This window comes from Vibrio sp. HENC-03 (assembly GCF_000305755.2).
In the GTDB taxonomy this organism is placed as follows: Bacteria; Pseudomonadota; Gammaproteobacteria; order Enterobacterales; family Vibrionaceae; genus Vibrio; species Vibrio owensii.
In genome coordinates, this window is the sequence record NZ_JH976124.1 from 843,149 (window position 1) to 867,256 (window position 24,108).

Sequence of the window (24,108 nt, forward strand, 5' to 3'; positions counted from 1 at the left end):
TAGAACCTTCGATTTTTAGCAAGCGCTGTGATGGGTTCGCAGCGCTTGCTTCTCTGTTGTTTGTGAGAAAATTATGGATAAGACGATCTCCACGTCCCATGCTGACACGCATCCGAGTGAGCTGTCGGCAGAAGAACTGATTGCCCAAGATGTGGGTGCTCGCCTGCCAACCGGAATCATGGAAAAGCTGATTGCGGGTTTGGCGTTACTTTGGTCTCTGTTTCAACTTTGGATAGCGTCTCCGCTGCCCTTTATTGTTGGCTTCGGTGTAATGAACGACACCGAAACGCGCGCTATTCACCTTGGCTTTGCCTTGTTGCTTGCCTTCCTTGTCTTCCCTGCTTTTAAGCGCTCCCCACGCGACCGTGTTCCTGCCTTCGACATCATGTTGGGTTTGATTGCTTGTGCCTCTTCGCTGTACTTGTTTGTTATGTACGAAGCACTAGCACAACGTCCGGGCAGCTTAACCACTGAAGACTTTATTACCGCATTGATTGGTTTGCCTCTGCTTTTAGAAGCGGCGCGTCGAGTGTTGGGCCCAGCATTGCCTGTGATTGCGCTGGTATTTATCGGCTACAGCTTGGCAGGCCCATACATGCCGGGTTTATTGTCCCACCGCGGCGTGCAGTTGGATGCGTTAGCTAACCACCAGTGGATCACTACGGAAGGTGTGTTTGGTATTGCACTTGGCGTATCGACCAGCTTTGTATTCTTGTTTGTTCTGTTTGGTGCGTTGTTGGAGCGCGCTGGAGCAGGGCATTACTTCATTCAATTGGCATTTAGCATGTTGGGTCACTTGCGTGGTGGTCCTGCAAAAGCGGCCGTCGTTGCCTCGGGCTTAACGGGTTTGATTTCGGGCTCGTCTATCGCCAACGTAGTGACCACGGGTACGTTCACTATTCCTATGATGCGTAAAGTGGGTTTCTCTCCGGAGAAAGCCGGTGCAGTGGAAGTGGCGTCATCGGTGAATGGGCAAATTATGCCACCTGTTATGGGCGCTGCGGCGTTTTTGATGGTGGAATATGTCGGCATTCCTTACGTTGAGATCATCAAGCACGCCTTCTTACCTGCTGCTATTTCTTACATCGCACTGCTTTATATTGTTCATTTAGAAGCGCTCAAATTGGGCATGCAACCAATTGATGCTGCACGCTCAAAACCTTGGCTAGCAAGACTCACTGGTTTTGCATTTGGTGCGGCGTTGATTTCTGGTTTGTCGATGGTGGTCTACTACGGCTTAGGATGGTTGAAGCCAATATTGGGTGACTTTGTTCTACCGGGAATGGCGTTGATTCTTGCGGTGGTTTACTTGGCGCTGCTCAAAGTGGCGGCAAGCAATGAGCCGCTACCAGAAGAGGACCCAGATGCTCCGTTAGAACAGTTACCAAATACGCGCGCAGTCTTGTTGTCTGGCTTGCACTACCTGCTGCCTGTGGTGGTTTTGGTCTGGTGTTTGATGATTGAGCGTTTATCTCCGGGGTTATCTGCTTTTTGGGGTAGTGTGATTCTGGTGGTGATCGTTCTGACTCAGCGTCCTCTGCTGACTTGGATGCGTAAAGACGGCAAACACGATTACGGTAACTTCAAAGACGGTTGTATTGATTTGCGTGAAGGCTTGATTGCTGGTGCGCGTAACATGATCGGCATTGGTATCGCGACCGCGACCGCAGGCGTAATTGTTGGTGCGGTATCGCAAACGGGTGTTGGCTTAGTATTGGCTGATTTGGTTGAGATGTTGTCGATGGGCAACTTGCTATTAATGCTGATGCTTACCGCCGTATTGAGCTTGATTCTAGGTATGGGCTTACCAACGACGGCGAACTACATCGTGGTATCGAGCTTGCTAGCACCTGTTATCGTCACGCTGGGTCAACAACACGGTTTGATTGTGCCGTTAATTGCGGTGCACTTGTTTGTGTTTTACTTCGGTATCATGGCGGATGTAACGCCGCCAGTGGGTCTTGCTTCGTTTGCTGCTGCGGCGGTGTCGAAAGGCGATCCAATCAAGACGGGCTTAACCGCGTTTTACTACAGTCTAAGAACCGCAGCGTTGCCGTTCCTATTTATCTTCAATACGGATTTGTTGTTGATTGATGTCGATTGGGCGCACGGCATCGCCATCTTTGTTATCTCTACCATTGCGATGTTGATATTCGCAGCGGCGACGCAAGGTTGGTTCCTGACTCGTAACCGTTGGTACGAGGGCGTTCTGCTTTTGCTGGTGGCCTTTACCTTGTTCCGTCCAGGGTTCTGGATCGACATGGTGGTTGACCCTTATCAATCGAGCAATCCTGCCCAGTTAGCACAAACGCTTGAGCCGCTAGAGGAGGGCGGTGTGCTGAGAATGCGCATCAGCGGTGAAGATGCGGTCGGTAAGATGCGTGAATTCTCGGTGTTGTTGTCGGTTCCTGAAGGGGAAACCGGACAAGATAAGCTGGACGCATTGGGTATCGCTACTTATCAGCAAGGTGAACAAACCCTGATTGATATCGTTAGCTTTGCTAGCCCAGCAGAGGCAGCAGGATTGCAGTTCGACCAACAAATTGTTGATGTTCGTGTGCCTGTTGAGCGTTATCGTAAAGAGTGGATGTGGATTCCGGCAATGTTGCTGTTTGGTGTTGTGATTTGGCTACAACGTCGAAGAGTAACTGCGCAGCTTGCTACAGCACATTGATAGTTAAAGATAAATAACCATAAAGCCCCGTTAGAGTTAAGACTAACGGGGCTTTTTTATGTCTGGAATATTCGCCAATGTGATTGTCTAAGTCGCGGAATGATTAGCGTCTTCTATACTTTATGCACACGATGCCCAAGTGACTTCAAGATGCAGGATTCAGAGCGTTGTCACTGACTCAAGTTCAAGGAAAGCAACGAAGCGGAATAGCTAGCTCTTTCCAAGTTGTTTGACGAAGAAATTGTTTCAGTGACACGCTCCCGAAGGGCGAGTTGCCTTGGTTCGCATGCTTTGTTAACAATTTTCGATTTAGAACCACTAGACCTTTAAATTGTTGCCCCGCCTTCAAACCAAGTCATTCTCGCTGAACCAGCATCTCGAGGTTACTTGGGCATCAAAGAGTGTGAATATCTTTGCGCATCATTTGAACAAATTATCAACGCTCAAAATCGGATCTTAACCTTTCAGATCATCTTGTTGTTCGAAAGCGGAAAAATCCTACACTGATCACATAATTGAACACTTGGACAATATAAATGAGCGACGATATCGCGAAGAAATCCTCTTCGAAATCCAAACTGACCAAAATCCTTTTCCTTCTCGTTTGTGCTATCGGCTTCGGTGCGATGTACTGGTCTTGGCAATATTCTGACAGTCACCCGAGTACGGAAGATGCCTATGTAAGAGCTAAAATCCTGTCTGTCGCTCCTCAGGTTCAAGGCCAAGTGATCTCAGTAGAAGCCAAAGACTTCCAAGTGGTGAACAAAGGCGATCTGCTATTAAAGATTGATTCTCGCCCTTATCTGCTTGCAGTCAAACAAGCCAAAGCGGCTTACCAATTGGCGGTGCAACAGCACGACGTAGCCGACAAGCAAGTGACTGAAGCGGTGGCGGGATTGGATGCGGCGCGTTCTAACCTGACCGAAGCGCAGTTGGAGTACAAACGTACTAACTCGCTAGTGAAACGCAAATTAGCGTCTGACCAAGATTTGGATACTGCGAAGAACAAACTCGCTAACGCTCAAGCAAGCTTAGAACAAGCGCGTGCGACGGTTGAAAAAGCAATTGCAAACCGTGGTGAAGAAGGCGCAGAAGCAGCGGTTGTTCAACAAGCGGCAGCGCAACTTGCACAAGCTGAATTGAACCTTAGCTACACCGACATCACTTCTCCTGTCGATGGCATCGCGGGTGAAATCAACACACATACTGGTTCTGTTGTCGGCATTGGCCAAACTCTGTTCCCTGTGATTGTAAAAGACAGCTACTGGGTACGCGCAAACTTTAAAGAAACTGACCTAACACACATCAAAGCAGGCATGCACGCTGAAGTCGTGATCGACATGTACCCAGATGTAGTGTGGGATGCGAAAGTGGAAGAACTGTCGCCAGCAAGTGGTACCTCTTTCTCTTTGATGCCACCAGAAAACGCAACCGGTAACTGGGTGAAAATTAAACAACGTTTCCCTGTGCGTTTGACACTTGAAGTGCCTGAAGGCGCGCCACAATTACGTGTGGGTGCAAGTTCTGAAGTGACAGTTGATCTGAAAAGTAACGCACAATGAGTAACGAGATTACGGCCGACAAACGGGGAATAGCCACCGTCGCCGTGATGCTTTCGGCCATCATGGTGTTGATAGACATGACCGTTGCAAACGTGTCGCTTTCACACATGATGGGCGCGTTGGGCGCAACGGCAGACCAAATCACTTGGGTGCTAACTGGCTACAGCATGGCTGAGGCGATCTTCATTCCGATGACCAGTTTCTGGGTATCGAGATTTGGTGAGCGCAAAGTCATGCTGGTGGCGGTCATCGGCTTTGTGATTGCCAGTGCTTTCTGTGGGCAAGCAGGTTCACTCGAAGAGATGGTGGTGTTCCGTATTATCCAAGGTGCGTTTGGTGCCTCGGTTATTCCACTAGCGCAATCGACACTGGTTCAGATTTACCCTTCTGAGCAAAAAGGTAAGGCGATGGCGATCTTCTCCATCGGTATCTTGCTTGGTCCGATTTTAGGCCCGGTAGTGGGCGGTGTGATTACTGATAACATCAACTGGCGTTGGATCTTCTACGTCAACTTGCCATTTGGCTTGGTGTGTACTGCGCTGATTTATCGCTACATCCACATCAGCAACAAATCTAAACCGAACTTCGACTGGTGGATCATTGGTTATATGGCCCTCGGGGTCGGTGCGTTGCAGTTCGTACTCGACAAAGGTAATGACGAAGATTGGTTTAACTCTCGCATTATCCAAACCGCAGTGCTGTTGGCGATCATGGGCTTAATCATGTGGATCTACCGCAGCTGGAAGACCAAGAGCCCCATTGCGCCTCTGTGGCTCCTCAAGGACAAAAACCTCATGGTCTCGTCCTTAATGATGGCGGTAGTGTCGATGGCCATGTTCGGCTTGACCACTCAACAACCAATGTTGCTCGAAAGCTTATTAAACTACCCAGTGTCCACCACAGGCATGTTAATGGCACCACGGGGTTTGGCGTCTGCCTGTATGCTGATATTGGTGATTGTGATTAACCCACAATTCGATCCAAGGTTGAAGATTGTCTTTGGCCTAACCTGTATCGGTATTGGTAGTTACCTCATGACCTTGTACTCCATGGAAATCGATACCTTCTGGATCGTGATGCCAAGTATGATTCAGGGCATGGGTTTAGGTTTGACCTTCTCGACCTTATCGACACTGGCGTACATGACATTGCCAAAAGAGCAGTCAGTGGCAGGGGCGAGTATTTTTAACCTGTTCCGCACCATTGGTAGTTCGTTTGGTATCTCGATTGCGACTACGTACCAATACCGCGATAGCCAACAGCAATGGCACGCTTTGGGAGAAGGCTTTAATCCTTATAACCCAGTGCTGCATGACTGGGCTGCGAAACAGGGGTTGTCGATTACTGATCCTGCGGCTTTGGAGCAATACCAGAACATGCTCCATCAGCAATCACAAATGGTGGCTTTTGTGCACACCTTCCAGTTGGTCGGGGTGATGTTCGTTATCATGATGCCGATGCTGATATTTATCCGCTCAAGGTAAACCTCTAAAGCCAAACCAAAGCGCCCTTAACTCAGCCAGTTAAGGGCGCTTTTTTATGTCTAACTTTTCTATCGGTTTTCGAGCAGTTAACCGAAGGTCACTTCACTGAAATGCGGATTGTCTTTGAGTGCTCTCATCGCAATCAATTGTTCGGTTGGGAACGAAATGTGCTCGCCATCGATATCCAAAAATAAGCACTCTTGTCGTTCAATATCGTAGCCTGTATCAAATGCGCTGCCTTGATGTTTCTCACCGTTTTTGAGGGTGATCTTTATGGGCAGATTAAACATACAGGCGATTTCAATAAAATCGTATTGGCTGCAGGTCACCATAACTTTTCTCCTTCTCTCTTCCTTATCAAGACCGATAAAGGACAGAAATACTTCTCTGAAACCTAATCTTCATCTTACGCCCTATTTTGGTCATGAAAAAGACATACAAGCAGGCTTAACTAAAACCATAGTTTAGTGAACAAGACGTAGATAGGACATGTCTGAAACGACACTTAAAAACACGTACTTGGCTCGTGAGCGCGTAACGCAATCACTGATTACTCCTCATACTTACTACGCACAGTTGGCGCATCGCATTAATCACTCACCTCAATTTGAACATGGGCGCGTCAAAGACAAGATGCCAAATGTGCCAAGCCCTCAGTCTTTTTGGCAAGTGTGTTGGGCTTACATGGGCGGGCGTTCGCCGCTCAGCCCCGATAACCAGTTGCCTTATTCATCGATAGAGCCCACGCGGTTTAAACAGCGACAAAAAGCGATGCGAGTCACTTGGCTCGGGCATTCCACTTTGATGATTGAGACCGATGGCGTGCGCATTCTGACTGACCCTGTATTCGACTATGCGTCGCCTTTGATTGCTAAGGCATGGTTTGAGCGCAATATCCCCAATACAGCCGTACGTGATAGCTTGCCGATTCCGGATGTCATCGTGATCTCTCATGATCATTACGATCACCTAGAAGCTTCGACCATACGTTACTATTCTGATAAATCCGTAACATTTTACGTGCCACTCGGTGTCGGTAAGCATCTGATTCGTTGGGGTGTTAGAGCTGATAACGTGGTGGAATTTGATTGGTGGGAGAGCGTTCATTATGCCAATGTTGAGTTGATATGTACGCCAGCCAATCACAACTCTGGGCGCACTTATCTGGATAAGAATTCGACCTTATGGGCATCTTGGGTGGTTAAAGGGCTGCAAGAGACCCTCTATTTCAGCGGCGACAGTGCATACGATAGTCACTTTGCACAAATCGCTCAGCGCTGCGGCCCGATTGATATTGCCTGTTTGGAAGTCGCGGCAGATGTGAAAGGCAACCAAGGCTATCCGGTTGAGAATTGGGGACACATGCAAGCGCATCACACCGTACGAGCATTCAAAGATCTGCAAGCGAAGAAGTTGCTACCTGTGCACTGGGCAACGTATGAGTTGTTTACGCACAAATGGGATGAGCCCATTGAGGACTTGATTGAACATTGCCAAGCCGATCACATTGAGTTGATTACCCCGATGGCGGGAGAGAGTTTTTACGTGGCAAAAGAATATAAAAATAAGCCTTGGTGGCAAGCCAATAAATTATGTGACCAAGCTAGAAAAATACGGGTATAATATGACGGCGCTTCAATAATACCTCGGTTAATTTAACCAACTTTCTTGCTCCTTATAACAAGATTTTTACTGGTCATCGATTCAATAAATTACCAGTGAGTCACTATTTTTCTGTGATCCCTCACGATAATAAATCTCTGAGTACAACTTTTTGATACTTCTCACCTAATAAAATAACCTTCTGAGAGAAAACTTTTACTAAAAATCTTTGTGAACTTAATTTTACGCATCAAAACAATTATACTCGTCGCCATACTGATAAGGCTTAAAATAGCTGGTCAAAGTGTGAACGCAATGGGTAAAACTTGATCAGTTAACAACAAGTAAAAGTCTCATCATTGAAACCGATTTAATTGATAAAGAGTGCTGGGAATAATTGGAACCAGCATCACAAGAGTAGGATTCTCTTGAATATATCATCAGGGATGCTGAAGAAATTAAAACAGGCATTGTTAGATGAATAATTCTGCAACGTATTTACTTGCTGCTTTACGAGAAAAAATTAAAGAGAAAGGGATTTGTTATTCTGATCTCTCTGCTGGAATGGGGATTCCTCTATCAACCATTAAGAGACAGTTACACAATACGTCTTTAGGGTTGGACAAAATACTCTCGTATGCAACTCATTTAGATACTGACTTAGTCGAATTGTCCATGCGTGGTAAACAGCTGCAACAAGAAAACGAGCAATTTATCACCGACATTAACAGTGAAATATTTCACCAGTATCCGTACCTGTTTGATTTCTTGTATTTATTACGTCGGAAGGAATGGTCTCCGCAAGATATTGCGAGCAAATACCAATTGACCCATACCTCGATCACCCTTTATTTCCGGGCATTGGAAATGATGGATTACATCGAGCTAAAAGGTGATGACCAATACCGCTTTAAAGACCAAGGTCGCTTTATTTTCGAAGAAGGCTCTAAGCTCGATACTTTGTTTGCTAAGCGCTTTCGAGATGAAGTGTTTAGCCATGATGTGCGACCACCGATTTGCATGGGACGCATTGCTATCACTGAAGAGCAGGAAGAGAAACTGGCGAATGAGGTGTACAACAAACTGATAGAGTTTGATGTGCAAAACAAGAGCGGAGAGGGCAGTAAGCGACTGAGAAACGTCCTAATGACTTACACGCCGGGCAATCAGATATTCCTTTCGGATACGATTCCGAATATTGACGGTGAATTATTAAAGGCCATCTCGATGGCGAATGAAAAATAGTGACTATTTAATCACAAAATAAAGAATTTATATTAAGTGGGTGTGTTTGATAATGAATGCATCAAAGACCCACTATTATCCAAAATTAATGACCTGCTATTTAAATAGGTCAAATGAAGAAGAGACAAATTAACCGATCTCTTCTCAAATCCAAAAGTGAAATAAATAAGGCTGAATCTTCATCATCGAAACTCGGCAGAGCACGTCTCGACCTTTTTTCGCCTGATCAGGACCAAAAGCCAATAAATGAGGGATATAACATGCACTTTAAGACTTCTTTATGTGCGATTGCTGTCGGGGTTGCTCTAACACTTAGTGGATGCAACAGTAGTGATAATGACTCGAATGTGGAAGCGCCACTGAAAGCGGCTGAATTCCACAACACCATTGACCGTGCAGGTGTGCCAGTGGCACTGCGTGATCTACATGGTGGTCACCTTCGCTACATTCCTATGTTCGATAACGGTTCTTGGCATGGTCACACGCTAGACACTCAAGGTGGCGAAATCACCCTAGGCGGTACGGCGTTGCTAACGGAAGAATACGTGTCATTCATGGCTGCACGTTTCGACCGTCTAACACTGATGGTTGACGGTGAAGCGATGCCGCTTGAGCTAACAGACGCTTACTCGCAACCAGGCGCACTGATTCAAGAGTACACAGGTGATAACGGCATCACTGCCGAACTTGAAATGCGCTTTGTGACCGACCGTACGTCTCTTGTTAAAACCACCATCAAGAACCCGAACAAGCTGGCTATTCAAGGCGAATGGGACGGTGAGTTGATGCAAGATTACCGCGCTGACGATGGTGAACTATACAAAAACAGCGACAGCACAGTGCGCAGTGTTGAAGATGCATACCCTACTTACTCACGTGAAATCGCCGCGACAGAAAACGGCGTAGAAGTGTCTTTTGGCGCGGTTCGCGACTCTTGGTCTCTGCTGACTTCAGGCGACTCTAAGTTTGAAGTAACACGCTCTATCAAACCAGAAACGTCTACCATCGACGATGACAAGAAAGGCTTTGTCCAAACGGCAGAGCTAGGTAATGGCGAAGAAATCACGCTATACACGGCTTACACGCACGTGCAAAACACCGAAGAGCAAGCGTCTGAGTTTGCCAAGCTTGACGATGTGATGGCCGATCCAAAAGGCTACATGCACGATTCAGCAATGCGTTGGGAAGAGTATCTAGAAAACGGTCTAACCAACGATGCTGCTTCAAAAGAGCATGAATTCGTTGCAGTAAAAGCGATGGAAACACTGAGCGCAAACTGGCGTGGTGCAGCGGGTGCCATTGACCACGACACAGTAACGCCATCGGTAACTGCACCTTACTTCTCTGGCAACATGACTTGGCCGTGGGATACGTGGAAACAAGCGTACGCAATGGCTCACTTCAACCCAGATGTGGCGATGGAAAACATTCGTACTGTATTCCAATACCAAGTTCAGTCTGACGATCCTGTTCGCCCTTGGGACGAAGGTTACTTGCTTGACGTAGTGACTTACAACTTGCCAGCAGAACGTTGGGAAGGTATGTCTGCGGAATACAAAAAAGTGTTCCCACTGGCGACAGACGGTTTGAACTGGAACGAACGTAACACCAAACCATCTCTAGCTGCATGGGCAGTATGGGAAGTGTACACCGCACTGAAAGACGAACATAACCGTCCGGAAGAAGCGAAGCAGTGGCTAGAAGAGATGTATCCGAAGTTGGTGGCATTCCACGGTTGGTGGCTACGTGCTCGCGATACAAACAAAAACGGCATCCCTGAATACGGTGCAGCAAAAGATCCAATTCATACTGTGTTCGCAGACGATTTGAACCCGAACAAAGATGGCGAATTGCCTTGGGGTGACGATGCAACATTGGATGACATGAAGTTCCAATACAAAGACGAAGCGAATGGCGACAAGTGGATCAAAGAGACTGGCGTCGAGAAATACAATCAGTTGCTAACGTCCGGTGATTACACCGCGATGAGCATCCCTGCAAAAGTAGCTGCGGGTTGGGAATCTGGTCGTGACAACGCGGGTGTATTTGGCTTTATCGACACTATCGACAACCTACAAGGTATGTCTGAACTGCCGACACAAGACGAAGCTAAAGTGATCGACCAAATGGGTCGCTACGCACACGATACCAACGGATTCGACAACACCTACGACATGGTTATGGGTGAAGACGGCTCGGTGGTGACTTACCGTGATGATTCGCCAGAGAACATGGACAAACTGGCTCTAGCGAAGAAAGACTGGGAAGTGAAGTTCAACGAGAACACCAACGACGCGAACAAGTTGTCTGGCTACTCGCTGATGCAAGAATCGGTAGACCAAGCGTCTTACTGGTACTCAGATAACCTGTTCCTATCGCAAATTGCAGAAGTACTGGGCAAAGCAGATAAAGCGGCTGAGTTTAAAGAGAAAGCGGAAGACACCAAAGAGTACATCAATCGTTGTATGTTCGATGAATCAACCGGTTTCTACTACGACATCGAAGTGGTACCTGGTGGCTTGAGCAACCAATGTGCTGGTCCAATGTTGGTGAAACGCGGCATGGGTCCAGAAGGTTGGTCTCCACTATTCAACAACGCGGCAACGCAAGAGCACGCGGATAAAGTAGTGAAGAACATGCTTGATACCAGCAAGTTTAACTCACCAATGATCCCGCTTGGCACGGCGTCAATGGATAACCCGGCTTACGGCCCTGACATTTACTGGCGTGGTCGTGTGTGGCTCGATCAGTTCTACTTCGGTGTACGTGGTATGGACAACTACGGTTACGGTGTGGAAGCGCGTCAGATGGTGGATAAGCTATTCAAGAACGCACAAGGCTTAACGGAAACGACGCCAATTCAGGAAAACTACAACCCTGAAACGGGTGCAGTGCAGGGCGCAAACAACTTCTCTTGGAGTGCTGCGCACCTATACATGTTGTACAACGGCTTTGTGGGCAAGTAAGGCTCATTCGTCACTAACAACGAGAAGATTTGGGCGTTGCAGATGACCCCCCTAGCATCTGCAACCGCTTCATCCTCTTCAAATTAGGCTCAATAAGATCAAACCGGACGGTGATCTCCGTCCGGTTTTTATAGAGTTAAAACACTATTTTTCGGCACTTTTCTAAAACTTGTAGGCGAGAAAAATTGCGCTACAAAGCCACTTTCCTTTAAAAACCAATAGTTAACCACCCCGCATTTCGTTCTGTCTATTTTCGATACATAACATTTATAAAATGATCATTTAACTGTTTTGTAACAAAATATATCCTTCATAAATCAATGAGGTCGTTAATATTCATACGAAAGCATTAAGAGTTGTCCTAACCTCGCCGCTGGCCAGCCGCTCCGAGCCGAAATCATTCCCAAACTCTACTCTTCCGCTTGAATCTACCTCATTCTAAGGAGCGTATTGATAAATACCTCACTTTCTTAGTAGTCAGCATGACGTGTTGCGATGCAGCACCATCAAGGAAGGTGACATGAATTGTTTACAGACCAGCCTTTATAACTTGCTAGAAGACAATAACTTTGTGCCCTCTAAAGAGTACAAAGCCTCTATTGCAAGCTATCTACATTCCGATTCCTCACTCACACCTCAAGCGATGGGTAAGCTTACTGGCGAAATATTCCAGAGCAAACAAACCATGGCGTATTACTTGCTGCACAATGCCATCAACGAAGAAGAGGGCGCAGAGCGACTCAAAATGATTGCCAATCGTTATGCGCAAGGGGAAATGAAGCAGCAAATCATGCATCACTGCCAAAACGACAGAAACCACTCAGCCATGTACGCCAGTTTGATCCCATTAACGGGTTACCAAACCGAGGTGTATCAAGAAGAAAAGTCGAGTGATTTCAGCAATGTGAGCAACTTTTATGACGACATTAAAATCCACCTTTTCCGAGCTCACTCCGTCGAACTTCGTTCTTGGTGTCTATTGGTTTCTCAATTGAGTTTTATCGACCAATCGGATATTCCGTATTTGAAAGAGATGCGACCGACCATTCAGCAGATTTTAGATGATGAGGTGAGGCAGGTTTCCTACACGGCGCAACACGTCAGCCAGTGGTTGGAAGAAGATCCGTCACTGTGCCAAGCCTTCACGCAATGCATGAGCCACACCTACCGAGAAACATGGGACTATCTTGCCTCTATGGCGGAATTCATGCGAGACAGTGCGCCTTACTTTATGGTTTAAGCACATAGCGTTTGAAATTTAAGGCTCTATGAGGGGCTCAACGCTGTTTGTACTGCGTAGGGCAATAGCCTCTGTTCACGTCTGGTGAGCGCAGTTTTAAGTGCTTGGTGTTGCGTCCAGTTACACGTTGTCGCCAAAGCTTGAAACTGCGAGGTTTGAGGTGGTGACGCATCAGGCTGATAACGCCATTCTCGTTCAGGCCAAATTGGTGCTCAATGGCTTCAAACGGGGTTCGGTCTTCCCATGCCATTTCTATGATTCTGGATAGTGCGTCGTCGCTGAGTGTCATGGTGTGTTCCTAATAAAGTTGCCTATTTAAGCTTAGATACACACATACGTAATCAATGGCGAAACGGTTTATTGGAAGCCGCTTTTAACCGATAAAATGAGGAAATAAAGTTAGGAATAGCAACGAGTTATTTCTGTGGTTTAAGCTCGACCACATTGCCTTCTGGATCTTCTAAATACACAGAGCGACCGAAGCCCTGAGCACCATATCGTTCGGCAAACTCTTCAACGTGGACGTTATGTTGATGGAGATATTCAAGCAACTCAGACTCTTCAAAAGGCGCAATTTGCAGGCAGAAATGGTCGAGGTTGCGGCCATCTTGGCTTGGCGATTTACCGCCTAACTTGCCGAGTTCACTTTCAACCGTCACCAAATCAATGATGGCTGTGCCAGCACGTAACTGCGTCAGTCCTAAGTCAGGCAACTCCCGCTCGATAGGACACCCCAATAGATCTCGATAGAAACGGAGCATCGCATCGAGATTATCCGTTCTTAATACCACATGGTCGAGGGCTTTGATTTCAATGGGATTGCGCTGGTTTGCCATGACGTGTTCCTTTTTCGAGCATTGAGAAAAGTATACGCACTAAACCAGCAAGCTGATCGCCAGAGCCAGCATGACAAAGCCAATAATGAACTCAAGAACCTGCCAAGAGCGAGCATGCTTAAAGATGGGGATCAGCAATTTAGCGCCATAGCCAAGGCTGAAAAAGAACACGAAGGAAGCCGATACCGCACCCACGGCAAACTGCCATTTGTGTGGTTCATACTGGGTCGAAATCGATCCTAATAGCACAACGGTATCAAGGTAAACATGCGGGTTTAACCAAGTGAATGCTAAGCAGATCAGAGCCGTTTGCCATGCGCTTTTGGAGGCATCACCTTCAGGATTCATCACGTGTTTTTGCGTCAATGCCGAGCGTAAACTGCTGAGACCATACCAAGTTAGGAACGCAGCACCAGCGTATCGCGCGATGGTTTCAATCAAGGGAAATTGCTTCACCAAGTAGCCAAAGCCTGCTACACCAAGGGAAATCAAAATCGCATCGGAGAGTGCACAAATAAAGCACACCAGAAACACATGATGCTGTTTGATGCCTTGTTTCAGCACAAAGGCGTTTTGCGCTCCGATAGCAAGAATCAGTGATATGCCGAGCGTAAAGCCAGCAAGGTAGGTGGTCATTCTCTCTTCCTTGAACATCGACCAAATAAGGCTTCAAACCATAACCTCGTCATTGGTTTGGAGCAAGTGGCACGTAATGACGTGACCGAGAAACATGAAACGCTACTCCAAAGAGTAGCGTTTCAGTTTTTGCTTCAAGGATTGATCGCAGAGCTTACTCGACTGGGGCGATCTCTGGCATTTGATATTCACCACTTTGAATCGCTTCGTCCGCACCGTAGAAGCGCATGATGGCGTAAAACGGTTTCTCTGGTACTGGTAAGTAATTCGGGTTATCCGCATTGGTTTTCGTGTCAGAGCTCATGTGAATGGTGTAGTAACCATCCGCATCTGGCTTCATGCTGCGGTCCCCACGACTGTGTCGGTTTAAGGCGTTTTTCGCCATCAAACGGTTATCACTGCCGTAAATGGTTACCGACCAAAACTCACTGACATTTGGGGCTTTAAAGCGCATCACGTAGTCATGCTTCGAGCCATCCAGCTTTTCCCCTTTGGTATCAAAATCTGTCTTGCGGTAAGACGCTTCAATAGGTGGTAAGCCCCATTGGCCAAGGTAAGTGCCCTCAGCAAAGACTTCGCGCGGAGTATCGCCAAGGGTATCGCGTGTACCTAGTATCTGACGGGCATCCGTGACTTTCGGTGCCAGCTCGATAATACGCTGCATGCCTTGTTGTTCTGCTGCTTTGGCAAGCTTCAATTGCTCAGGCGTGAAATCGGTTTTACAAGCTTCGACACCGATAGGTTGGTATTTTTCTAACCATTGTTTATCAGCATCACCCATCGTGCCATCGCAAAGGACGAAGTTAACACGCTCCAGCCAAGTCGAATGCTTCGGATCTGGGTAGGTGCGCTGCACGGGTTTCGGTCCGTTTTGACCTAGGTATTCCGACAAGGTGCGGATAGTCCATTGGTCCATGTAATCGAGCGCGATTTTCGTGTCTTCGCCACCCAGCGCCATGATGCGTCCCATCAGCTTCACTAGGTTACTGTCGACACGAATCACCTCATCTACGGAATCCGGAACCTCACCTTGCCAATCGTTGGCCGCAAACATAAATTGGCCACCTTCTGTGCCACGCGTTCGTGAGCTGAATGCCGCGTTGGTGTAGTGTCCCATGTCCATGGTGTGCAGTATCCAATAGCGTCCTCCATCCATATCTGGAACGCTGACGATAACGGGTTCAGCAGCAACGTCTAACCAACCCATCAAGTGGAGTGTGTCGTTGTTGATGGTCGGGTGCGCGGTATAGGTGTCATCGGCCAAGCCGCGAATGTTTTGAAAGCGATTGAGTGGGTAATCATTTTCTACCGCAGTGTGGTAGAAGAATTTGTACGCCTCATCAATCGAGTATCCATAAATGTAGGCATCTTTCGCGAGTTCGCTATTGGCCGTATCGGCAAGGGCAGGTTGAGCGCCAAGTGCAGACAAACCCAACAAGGTGACAAGAAGTTTCTTTTTCATAGCTGACATCATCCAAATAGTGTGTGGTGAATGCACTCACTATAAATTTTGTCCGCGTTATGACAGAAATGAATTGGTGGTATTTAGCTTATACCATTATTGTTATAGAGTCAGTTAAAACGCAGAAAAGGTGCTGAGCGTGATTGGATTTGATTACAACTTGTTGAAGGTATTGTCGGTCATTCTCGAAACGCAAAATACCACCGTCGCAGCAGAGCGGCTCTGTACTAGCCAACCCGCCGTGAGCCGAAACTTAAGAAAGATTCGTGAGCTATTCAACGATGATATTTTGGTGAGAAAGGGGGCGGTGATGGAGCTAACCCCAAAAGCGGAAGAGCTCAAAACTCAGCTTTCTGGCCTCATCCATGACATTGAAGCGTTGGTCAATACAGAAGAGCGCTTCGACCCAAGCACCGAAAAAGCCAACCTGCGCATTGCAATAAACGCCTCCATTGCCCAGTGGTTTTCTGCCCCTTTGACTCAGTTTCTTGCCAAGGAAGCTCCACTAATGAACTTGGTGATTGAGGATTGGACAGAAGCGACGCCCGAGAAAATTGATGCTGGAGAGATTGCCTTTGGCATTAACTATTTCCCGATGGATTTACCTAAATTCTTAGTGCAGAAGAAGGGCGGTAAAGACCATTTCGCTCTGGCTGGCCGCATCGGGCATCCATTGGAGGGAAAGCGGGTTCAATTGGATGATCTTAAGGCGGCATCGTTTGCTGTGCACATCATTCCCCATTGGAACGAAAAAGAAGTGCACATCTCCCGTTTACTTCACCCCTTGTCTGTAGTGCCTAGGATTCAACTTAGAACGAGCCATATCAATACGATTCTTAACCTCGTATCTGAAAGCGATATTCTTTTCCCATGTTCCAAATACCTTATTGAGCAATTGGACGCGCGGTTTGTTGGTCTCGATTTTGCGCAGGAGTTACCAACATTAGAAGGCAATTTTGGCTATGTTTACAGCACCAAGAGAAGAAATGAACCAATGACACAGTGGCTGAATCAATCCATTGAATCTTTGATGGCTGAGTTGGGCATTCGAGCCTGATTCCGCATTGATGTCGTAATTGTGAGAGTAGACCTCAATTTAAACCGTACTTTCACAATAAGTTGGCGTTCCCCATTACAATATGCCCATCCATATGAAAAAGGAAAAAACGATGAAAGCAGTTTGGTTGGCCGCAGGTGCATTGGCACTGAGCGGATGTTCGACAATGAACTCAGCAAATGATGTATCTCGCCCATCGGCAGAGATGTTCCCAGAGATGGAGAACATGACGAAGCACGTTTTCTATGTAGATCCAGCAAGCGACGAAGCAGATAAGCGCGTTGAGCTTGTGGTTGGCAAAATGATGGAAACAGACTGTAACCGCGTTTCTCTGGGTGGCAGTGTGAGCGAGCATTCGCTAGAAGGTTGGGGTTACACTTACTACCAAGTTGACGCTTCTCCAGCAGGCGGAATCTCTACACTAATGGCTTGCCCTGAAGGCATGGAAAAGGTAGAGACTTTCGTTCAAATGCCAACACGCGACCTTTACCGTTACAACAGCAAGCTTCCTGTTGTGGTTTACGCGCCGGCGGATTTGGACGTGAACATTCGCGTTTGGGCACCTGAAGAATGATCGCTAAGCAGGCAAAAATCGCACTGACATTAGGTGGTTTGCTTGCGCTTGGTGGCTGTGCCTCTACCGCGCCAGAGTATCAATACCAGTGTGATGATGGCCATCAGTTTGCAGCTAGCTTTGATCAGGAAAAAGCGCTGATCACCGTTGATGACGAGAGAGAGATTGAACTCAAACAAGTTCGCTCTGCATCTGGCGCAAAATATATGTCTGATGACCAAATGCTCGTCTTGCACACCAAAGGTGACGAAGCGATTTTGATCGTCAACGAGATATCCCAAAGTGCATGTCGCGTGACGAAGTAATCGTTAAATTCAAAAGGCTTGGTTGATACCAAGCCTTTTTTGTTTGCACGGTTTGAAGATTGTTTTGGTTTTGTTTAGCTAGTTTGCCGTTCTGTGTCCACAACCCCCTCCAACTCCCCCTTGTATGGACATGGTTTGCTCGGCATTGAAGTTCCGCTTCTAAGGGGGAGGGTTGGCGGGTTCAATCACTCCAATTTGTCTCGTCATTCCGAGGAGCCTAGGCGACATCAGGAATCTCGTTTTAACACGCTCCGGCAGTTCCTCTCCTTTGCTCTCGATGTATTTTGATCGCCGAAGCTGAGACCAAGGGGAGGCTAGGTGGGGTTGCTGCTTTGGACTAACAAGAGTCGAGTACATATTTTTTCTCACAGTGACCAGAGATTCCCGACTCGCTCCTTCGTCGCTCTCGAGAATGACAAGTCTTCAGTACAGTACTTTGAAGTCGTCATTCCGAGGAGCCTAGGCGACATCAGGAATCTTGCTTTAACACGCTCCGACAGTTCCTCCCCTTTGCTCTCGATGTATTTTGATCGCCGAAGCTGAGACCAAGGGGAGGCTAGGAGGGGTTGCTGCTTTGGGCTAACAAGAGTCGAGTACATTTTTTCCTCACAGTGACCAGAGATTCCCGACTCGCTCCTTCGTCGCTCTCGAGAATGACAAGTTTTTAGTGCAGCACCTTAAAGTCGTCACTCCGAGGAGGCTAGGCGGCATCAGGAATCTTGCTTTAACACGCTCCGACAGTTCCTCCCCTTTGCTCTCGATGTATTTTGATCGCCGAAGCTGAGACCAAGGGGAGGTTAGGAGGGGTTGCTGCTTTGGGCTAACAAGAGTCGAGTACATATTTTTACTCACAGTAACCAGAGATTCCCGACTCGCTCCTTCGTCGCTCTCGAGAATGACAAGTCTTTAGTGCAGCACCTTAAAGTCTTCACTCCGAGGAGGCTAGGCGGCATCAGGAATCTTGCTTTAACACGCTCCGACAGTTCCTCCCCTTTGCTCTCGATGTATTGTGATCGCCGGAGCTTAGACCAAGGGGAGGTTAGGAGGGGGTGCTGCTTTGGGCTAACAAGAGTCGAGTACATATTTTTACTCACAGTAACCAGAGATTCCCTACTCGCTCCTTCGTCGCTCTCGAGAATGACAAGTCTTTAGTGCTGCACCTTAAAGTCGTCATTCCGAGGAGCCTAGGCGACATCAGGAATCTTGCTTTAACACGCTCCGACAGTTCCTCCCCTTTACCAGAATGACTTTTGTAGTCTCCGAAGTTACAGCCAAGGGGAGGTTAGGAGGGGTTGTTTCATCAAAACTAACCAAAACAAAAAAGGGTTGGCACTAGGCCAACCCTTTCTGGTTCTTAAGCATTCAATTATTCGTAATCAGACGCGTAAGTTTCTTCGTAAGTGTGTGAGTAAAGCTCGAATAGGTTACCAAACGGGTCTTCCATGTAGATCATTTGAGCTTGTTTGCTGTCGTCTTCTGGGTGGTAGCGCATGATGTCCATGCGAGCTTTACCGCCAAACTCTTCAATACGTTTGATAGTTTGTGGGAACTGCTCTTTCGCTACTTGTAGACAGAAGTGGAAGATGCCTAGGCGAGAGAAGTCTACCTCGTGACGTTCTTGACGTTCTTTCATTTCAAACAGCTCAACGCCGATGCCGTCAGATGTCACTAGGTGAGCGATGTTGAAGCCTTTGAAGCCTTCACCGAATACGGCGATACACATACGACCGATTGCTGATTCGCGCTCTTCGATAACTTTTGTGTTGTTCATTACGATGCGAAGGCCAAGCGCTTTAGTGTAGAACTCTACTGCTTTGTCCATATCGCCAACCATGATGCCTACGTGATTCATTTTCATAATTCTGCTCCAAAAAACTGTGATGTTTAATTCGTGTTTCGTTTCGATGGAGGTGAGTATATGGAGAAATTTTGATTACATGAAATTATCAATAATTTTTAAGATTATAATTTTTTGTTATCACCATTTCTTAGGCATCACTCGTTTTATTTTCAGTTAAGCATAAGACTGACTGACGATGAGCTCTCTTAGCCATTTATGGCTTGGGTCATTGTCGAGTTGCTTGTTCCAAAGTAGAAAGAACCCACCTGGTTCCATTTTTATTGGGAGTGGTTTGATCACAATGTCCGATTTACCTTCGAACTCGCGGATGCTTTTGTAAGGGTAAGTCAGTATCAAGTCGCTCTTCTCACACAGTTTTACCGCGCTGGAAATGTCGGACATATTGACGGCGTTGTCGATGCGCAAGCGTTGAATATCGAGCACCTCATGTAATAGCCAGCTGGACACTCCGCCAGTGATGACTTGGATATGGCGGTACTTCAAGAATGCGTCGAGATTCCATTCTTCCTCTAATGCTGGGTGTCCTTTTCGCAAGATGCACGCCGAGGTGTCACGCATCAGTTCCGCGTAATTTAGAGTGTTAGGGATGGTATCGACATGGGTTTTTGAACGATCATCAAACTCAAAGATACCGACACCAAAATCGATCTCTCGTCTCTGTAATCGAGTAATGCTGCTGTTGCTCCAATCTGCACTTTTGATGGTTATCTTTGGCGCACTAGACAACGCTTGAGGCAGAAAACGTGGGTAAATCGTGGAGTAGGCGGTCTCGATTAGGTCGATACTGAAAACGCGAGTCGAGCGTTCTGGGTCAAACTCTTCTGGTTCACGAAGCTGATCAATTTGCATCAGGATTTGTTGCAGCTTGCTTTCTAATGCCAGCGCTTTCGGAGTCGGCAATAAACCTTTGGATTCTCGCTCGAATAAAGGGTCATCAAACTCTTGGCGTAATTTAGTAAGCTGTTTACTGACGGCCGATTGAGATAAGAACAGTTTCTCTGCGGTTCTGCTCACGCTGCGTTCTTGCAGTAAAACGTACAGACAAATCAGCAGGTTCATATCATTTTTGATTAAGTGGGATAGATTTATCATGATATTCCTATCATTCAACTTACAAATTGAAGGGTATGAATAGAAACTATATCACTTAATTGACTTGAGCCAGAAATACTGACTCGTTGCCCACTTAATGAACCAAATTGTTGAGGTATCGGCTAAGCTCTGCCCGAACCTCTAGCTCTGCTTCTGATAGGTATTTGGGTGTGTGTGCCTCAACCTCGGCAATGTTTTGTTCGCGAACTTGATGGGTATCGCCAATGGCGTTAAATACGCTGCGCAGCAAGTTCATAGAGTGAGACATCAAAGCTTCGCTCTCTTGTTGTGAGAGTAAAGGCGCGGCGTCAAAAGCAAGCGCGCAGAGAATGTCGTTAAAGTGCATAACATAACCTGAGCCAGAAACATCAAATGTGGTGCTCCTGATGCCATTGGGGCTTTTCTCCCACAGATACGGAGGATACTTGAGTGTGCCAAAACCAATTGCGATGACGCGGTCTGGATAGTGCAGTTCCAACCTTCTGTCCCAGATATCACCAGCTTTTCCTGCCTCAATCACTACTTCAATATTGCCCTTTGGCGACGTGAGTTCGCCTTCGACATAGAGATGAGTTTCAGCGCCTTGTGTGTACTCCAATGTCGATTCGTTGATACGTTCGGCACGGACGTGTTTCAGTTCAACTTGTGAGTCTTCTAAGCCGAATTTATGCAGGTAGCGAACCAGCCCTGCAATTGCGTGGATGCCCATATCAAAGCCATAACCTCCGCCTCCGCTGGTGGCTAAGTTAAGTAGCTTTCTCGCGTTGAGTAACGCAATTCGGTTTTCAAAACGGAAGTCTTGGATCGCTTCATGACTGTCGATGGGGTTGTCGGCAGCAATCGCGATAATCTTGCGCGGAGCAGAATCAGGGAGTGCGATAGATGAATCAGCAAAGAGCGCTTCCAACGAAGGAGAAACCAAAGCGGTGTCAATAAAGTAAAACAGTGCTCCGCGACATTTAAGCTCAGGGATCACTTGGTTAAAGCCTTTGTCGATTTCAGCCAAGGAGAAGGACGGTTTCTCAACCACAAACAACAGGTTTTGAATGTTGAGTGCATTACTCACTTGTTCAATGATGGAGAGATGTGTGCCAACTGGTGTTAGAACAAATGCGGCAGCAACATCAGTATGTGAGTGAGCCTGTAAAAACGCATCAAGATCGGCGTAGCGAGCGGAGTAAGGGAATTGGAACTGCGATGCACAGGACTTGGGATCTTGAACTGCAGGGTCAATGGCGATGATATCAAAGCGAGAGCTTAAGGTGTGTAGAAGGTTCTCATACAAACCTACCACAGACGATTTAGCGTTCCCCAATCCACCAAATACTAATACGACCTTGTTCATAAGCGCCTTCATCAATCACACATTTCATCGTGACAGACTAGCAAACTTTATCGGCATACTAGCTACTTTTTACCAATCAATAGCCCCACATTTTGTTTTCGTAAATGCAACGCTTTGGCCTTGAGGTTGCTTAAGTTGCCAAAGGCATAAAAGGGAACGTGCAATACGGTTCTAAAGCCCGCTTCAATGATCATATCGTGCCAAGTCGTGCGACTATGAAAGCAGACCCCAACGCCCGCAGTGTTCGCTCCGAGTCGTTGAGTTATCGGAGCAAGTAGCTTGGATGAGGTCGATTGATAAATCAGTGAACTAGGTAAATTGTTCACTAAAAGCCCTTCGTAGAAGTTTTCAAATACGACAACTAAGCCGCCTGGGGTTAAATGTCGGTAGGCACAATGCAGAGCCTCTTGTTGTACTTGCTTGGTGGACTGATAGGTGTCGGTAACAAAGTGATGCAAAACCCAGTTGAACTGGACAATATCAAAACTGCTTTCAAGCGCAGTATCTTGGAAAAGGTGACAGACAAGATGCTTGTTTGGGTTGGGACGATTTTTGGCGATGAGTGATGCTTCTGGTTCGATAAGCGTAACTTGAGCATTGGGATAATGATTCAAAATCTTGTCGGCATACATTCCATTCCCGCCACCTACATCGAGTAGGTGAAAAGGCTGCTGTGTAGGGTAGAGCATGTTGAGTTGCTTGGTTAGCACTTCAAACATGTCTTTGTCGATGTATTCCGTGTCAAATGAGGTGGTTTGCTGTGTATCCAGTTGGCGAACTTTGTCTTGCATGTCACTTTCCTCAAAGCCAAAAAATTGAGTTAGCAAGAATCACTCCGCTGTTTTTAGTGATTATGAGTCTCAAAATGAGAAAGTTTGGAAGTTCAGGTGCTTATGTTTTTGGCTCAACAAAAAAAGCCCACGCGATGGTGGGCTTCAATTGGAATGAGAGGGTGATTACAGGGCGATAAACAACCCTGCCAGCGCTGCACTCATCATATTGGCAAGGGTCGCAGCAATCACGGCACGGAAGCCAAGTTTTGCCACTTCTTGGCGTCGCTCAGGTGCCATTGCGTTAATCGAACCCAGCTGAATCGCGATAGAGCCGATGTTAGCAAAACCACACAATGCGAAAGTGATGATGATTTGGCTATGTGCTGAAAGGTTTTCTTTCACGTTGACGAAATCAAGGAAGGCCACGAACTCATTCAGAATCGTCTTCTGACCGATCAGCGAGCCAGCGGTTAGGATTTCATTCATCGGGATACCAGCAAAAAACGCCAGTGGTGCGAACAGGTAGCCAAAGATCAATTGCAGCGTCACGTCTTCGTAGCCAAACCAGTTGCCCGCGGTTTCAAAGCCTGCGTTGACCATCGCGATGACGCTGACAAAAGCAATCAGCATGGTGCCTACTGCAACTGCCACTTTCACGCCGTTCATCGCACCAGATGCTAAGGCATCAACGATGTTGGAATCTTCGCTTTTCTCTAGCTGAATTGCGCCTTGATGCGCCGATACTTCACGTTCTGGCACTAAGATCTTCGCCATCAACAAGCCACCCGGAGCCGCCATAAAGCTCGCTGCGATGAGGTATTTCAGCTCAATACCCAGTGCCGCGTATCCGCCTAGTACGGAACCTGCGACAGATGCCATACCGCCAACCATTACTGCGAACAGTTCAGAGCGAGTCATATTGGCTAAGAACGGACGGACCACCAAAGAGGCTTCACACATGGATAGGAAGATGTTGCTGGTTGCAGCAAGAGATTCGACTTGAGAAGTACCCAGTAGGCGATGGATAGCACCACCGATGACTTTGATAAGAGCTTGCATCACGCCCAAGTAGTAGAGCATTGAGATGATAGCGGAGAGGAAAATGATAAGAGGGAGTACGCGAATTGCGAAGATGAAATTGCCCGTTGCGAGTTCGCCAAAAACAAACCCGATGCCTTCGTCTGCGAATGAGAGGAGCCCGGATACGCCGTTGCTGATGGAGCCTAACATGGATTGCCCGAGAGGGAAGTAGAGCACCAGTGCCGCAAAACCTGCTTGAAGAGAGAATGCGCCGATTACGGTGCGCCAGTTAATGTCGCGACGACTATCAGAAAGTGCGTAAGCACACGCCAACAAGGCCAATACGCCGGCCAAGCTGAAGATGATTTGCATTA

The 24,108-nt window shown here is 47.1% G+C and carries 20 protein-coding genes; 10 read left to right on the forward strand and 10 right to left on the reverse strand.

Annotation, left to right across the window (positions count from 1 at the left end; all coding sequences use genetic code 11):
• Nucleotides 1-73 precede the first annotated feature (73 nt).
• The 3 genes from VCHENC03_RS08750 (at nt 74) to VCHENC03_RS08740 (ending at nt 5,720) form a co-directional block, all read left to right on the forward strand.
• Nucleotides 74-2,674: a TRAP transporter permease gene (locus tag VCHENC03_RS08750; protein WP_009706793.1), complete on the forward strand. Its 2,601-nt coding sequence runs from the start codon at nt 74-76 to the stop codon at nt 2,672-2,674.
• 536 nt (nt 2,675-3,210) lie between these two features.
• Nucleotides 3,211-4,236 (forward strand): HlyD family secretion protein, encoded by a 1,026-nt coding sequence (locus tag VCHENC03_RS08745; protein WP_009706795.1) that lies wholly within the window; start codon nt 3,211-3,213, stop codon nt 4,234-4,236.
• Complete coding sequence (locus tag VCHENC03_RS08740) at nt 4,233-5,720, forward strand: MDR family MFS transporter (RefSeq protein ID WP_005434843.1); 1,488 nt, start codon at nt 4,233-4,235, stop codon at nt 5,718-5,720. The genes VCHENC03_RS08745 and VCHENC03_RS08740 overlap by 4 nt, the downstream gene beginning before the upstream one ends.
• 86 nt (nt 5,721-5,806) lie before the next feature.
• On the opposite strand, the gene VCHENC03_RS08735 is transcribed toward VCHENC03_RS08740, so the two are convergent.
• A complete protein-coding gene (locus VCHENC03_RS08735) occupies nt 5,807-6,052 on the reverse strand; it encodes a Rho-binding antiterminator (RefSeq protein ID WP_032802839.1) in 246 nt (81 codons plus the stop codon).
• 157 nt (nt 6,053-6,209) lie between these two features.
• Between VCHENC03_RS08735 and VCHENC03_RS08730 the strand changes: the two genes are divergently transcribed.
• The 4 genes from VCHENC03_RS08730 to VCHENC03_RS08720 all read left to right on the forward strand — a co-directional run bounded on the left by VCHENC03_RS08730 (nt 6,210) and on the right by VCHENC03_RS08720 (nt 12,773).
• The gene (locus VCHENC03_RS08730) at nt 6,210-7,343 is read left to right on the forward strand and encodes an MBL fold metallo-hydrolase (protein WP_009706798.1); all 1,134 of its coding nucleotides are present in this window, start codon (nt 6,210-6,212) and stop codon (nt 7,341-7,343) included.
• 456 nt (nt 7,344-7,799) lie between these two features.
• Entirely contained in the window at nt 7,800-8,567 is a 768-nt protein-coding gene (locus VCHENC03_RS0126065; protein WP_032802841.1) for a transcriptional regulator, read from the forward strand.
• A 260-nt stretch (nt 8,568-8,827) separates the two neighbouring features.
• Nucleotides 8,828-11,533 (forward strand): alpha-glucosidase, encoded by a 2,706-nt coding sequence (gene ygjK / locus VCHENC03_RS08725; protein WP_032802842.1) that lies wholly within the window; start codon nt 8,828-8,830, stop codon nt 11,531-11,533.
• A 520-nt stretch (nt 11,534-12,053) separates the two neighbouring features.
• A complete protein-coding gene (locus VCHENC03_RS08720) occupies nt 12,054-12,773 on the forward strand; it encodes a hypothetical protein (RefSeq protein WP_009706801.1) in 720 nt (239 codons plus the stop codon).
• A gap of 37 nt (nt 12,774-12,810) precedes the next feature.
• On the opposite strand, the gene VCHENC03_RS08715 is transcribed toward VCHENC03_RS08720, so the two are convergent.
• From VCHENC03_RS08715 to VCHENC03_RS08700, 4 genes are all read right to left on the reverse strand, one after another.
• Nucleotides 12,811-13,062: a TIGR03643 family protein gene (locus tag VCHENC03_RS08715; RefSeq protein WP_009706802.1), complete on the reverse strand. Its 252-nt coding sequence runs from the start codon at nt 13,060-13,062 to the stop codon at nt 12,811-12,813.
• A gap of 127 nt (nt 13,063-13,189) precedes the next feature.
• Nucleotides 13,190-13,609: a VOC family protein gene (locus VCHENC03_RS08710; RefSeq protein WP_005428272.1), complete on the reverse strand. Its 420-nt coding sequence runs from the start codon at nt 13,607-13,609 to the stop codon at nt 13,190-13,192.
• A gap of 39 nt (nt 13,610-13,648) precedes the next feature.
• Nucleotides 13,649-14,245 (reverse strand): LysE/ArgO family amino acid transporter, encoded by a 597-nt coding sequence (locus VCHENC03_RS08705; protein WP_005434851.1) that lies wholly within the window; start codon nt 14,243-14,245, stop codon nt 13,649-13,651.
• A gap of 154 nt (nt 14,246-14,399) precedes the next feature.
• Complete coding sequence (locus tag VCHENC03_RS08700) at nt 14,400-15,707, reverse strand: DUF1254 domain-containing protein (protein ID WP_009706803.1); 1,308 nt, start codon at nt 15,705-15,707, stop codon at nt 14,400-14,402.
• Between the two features lie 139 nt (nt 15,708-15,846).
• Here VCHENC03_RS08700 and VCHENC03_RS08695 point away from each other — a divergent pair, with 139 nt between their 5' ends.
• The 3 genes from VCHENC03_RS08695 (at nt 15,847) to VCHENC03_RS08685 (ending at nt 17,643) form a co-directional block, all read left to right on the forward strand.
• Complete coding sequence (locus tag VCHENC03_RS08695) at nt 15,847-16,764, forward strand: LysR family transcriptional regulator (RefSeq protein ID WP_009706804.1); 918 nt, start codon at nt 15,847-15,849, stop codon at nt 16,762-16,764.
• Nucleotides 16,765-16,876: 112 nt separating this feature from the next.
• Entirely contained in the window at nt 16,877-17,338 is a 462-nt protein-coding gene (locus tag VCHENC03_RS08690) for an ecotin family protein (protein ID WP_009706805.1), read from the forward strand.
• On the forward strand, nt 17,335-17,643 hold the full coding sequence (locus tag VCHENC03_RS08685) for an MliC family protein (RefSeq protein ID WP_009706806.1): 309 nt from the start codon (nt 17,335-17,337) through the stop codon (nt 17,641-17,643). The genes VCHENC03_RS08690 and VCHENC03_RS08685 overlap by 4 nt, the downstream gene beginning before the upstream one ends.
• A 1,366-nt stretch (nt 17,644-19,009) precedes the next feature.
• Here VCHENC03_RS08685 and VCHENC03_RS08680 read toward each other — a convergent pair.
• The 5 genes from VCHENC03_RS08680 to VCHENC03_RS08660 all read right to left on the reverse strand — a co-directional run bounded on the left by VCHENC03_RS08680 (nt 19,010) and on the right by VCHENC03_RS08660 (nt 24,106).
• A complete protein-coding gene (locus VCHENC03_RS08680; RefSeq protein WP_005428296.1) occupies nt 19,010-19,501 on the reverse strand; it encodes a VOC family protein in 492 nt (163 codons plus the stop codon).
• A 156-nt stretch (nt 19,502-19,657) separates the two neighbouring features.
• A complete protein-coding gene (locus VCHENC03_RS08675) occupies nt 19,658-20,596 on the reverse strand; it encodes a LysR family transcriptional regulator (protein ID WP_009706808.1) in 939 nt (312 codons plus the stop codon).
• 94 nt (nt 20,597-20,690) lie between these two features.
• Complete coding sequence (locus VCHENC03_RS08670; RefSeq protein ID WP_157621167.1) at nt 20,691-21,941, reverse strand: hypothetical protein; 1,251 nt, start codon at nt 21,939-21,941, stop codon at nt 20,691-20,693.
• A gap of 62 nt (nt 21,942-22,003) precedes the next feature.
• Entirely contained in the window at nt 22,004-22,732 is a 729-nt protein-coding gene (locus VCHENC03_RS08665) for a class I SAM-dependent methyltransferase (RefSeq protein ID WP_009706810.1), read from the reverse strand.
• A 165-nt stretch (nt 22,733-22,897) separates the two neighbouring features.
• Nucleotides 22,898-24,106 (reverse strand): NupC/NupG family nucleoside CNT transporter, encoded by a 1,209-nt coding sequence (locus VCHENC03_RS08660; protein WP_009706811.1) that lies wholly within the window; start codon nt 24,104-24,106, stop codon nt 22,898-22,900.
• Nucleotides 24,107-24,108: the final 2 nt, after the last annotated feature.